Source organism: Escherichia sp. WS1265, assembly GCF_046487585.1.
Taxonomy (GTDB): domain Bacteria; phylum Pseudomonadota; class Gammaproteobacteria; order Enterobacterales; family Enterobacteriaceae; genus Escherichia; species Escherichia coli.
Genome location: NZ_JBJQJE010000083.1, coordinates 1 through 973, shown reverse-complemented (window position 1 = coordinate 973; position 973 = coordinate 1). Strand labels below are relative to the sequence as shown.

Here is a 973-nt window from a genome sequence, read left to right as displayed (position 1 = left end):
TCGCCTTGTTGATTATGCGACACGTCTTCGAAATGAGTCATTCGTGGCGCTGGTTGATGTCATGAAGGACGGCTGCGAATGGGTCAACTTTTATGGTGTCACCTGCTTTCACAACTGTACATCTCTTGAAACTGCTGCTGCAGATATGGAGTACATTGCCCGGCAGGCTCACTATGCAAAAGATGACACTGACCCTGTTTTTCACTACATCCTTTCCTGGCAGTCACATGAAAGCCCGCGTCCGGAACAGATTTATGACAGTGTACGTCATACGCTGAAATCACTCGGCCTTGCCGACCATCAGTATGTCTCTGCCGTGCATACTGATACAGATAATCTGCACGTCCATGTGGCTGTTAACCGGGTACACCCTGAAACGGGTTATCTGAATCGGTTATCCTGGAGTCAGGAAAAACTCAGTCGTGCCTGCCGTGAGCTTGAACTGAAGCATGGTTTTGCTCCGGATAACGGTTGCTGGGTCCATGCGCCGGGAAATCGTATCGTTCGTAAAACTGCCGTTGAACGTGATCGCCAGAACGCTTGGACACGCGGAAAAAAACAAACTTTTCGCGAGTATGTTGCGCAGACAGCGGTCGCTGGTTTACGCAGTGAACCTGTACATGACTGGTTATCCATGCATCGTCGTCTTGCTGAAGATGGTCTGTACCTGTCTCAGATGGACGGAAAATTTCTGGTGATGGATGGCTGGGATCGCAACAGGGAAGGTGTACAGCTTGACTCGTTTGGTCCCTCCTGGTGTACAGAAAAACTCATGAAAAAAATGGGTGACTACACGCCAGTGCCAAAAGACATTTTCAGCCAGGTGGACGCACCAGGACGCTATAATCCGGACTTCATTGCAGCTGATGTTCGCCCGGAAAAAATCGCTGAAACAGAAAGTCTGCAGCAGTATGCCTGTCGTCATCTTGGAGAACGTCTGCCGGAAATGGCACGGGAAGGACGGCTGGAAAAC

General features: G+C 50.1%; 1 pseudogene. It reads left to right on the top strand.

Annotated elements, in window-relative coordinates:
- A pseudogene (nikB, locus tag ACJHX3_RS24915) lies at positions 1-973 on the top strand (IncI1-type relaxase NikB); the annotation flags it as partial.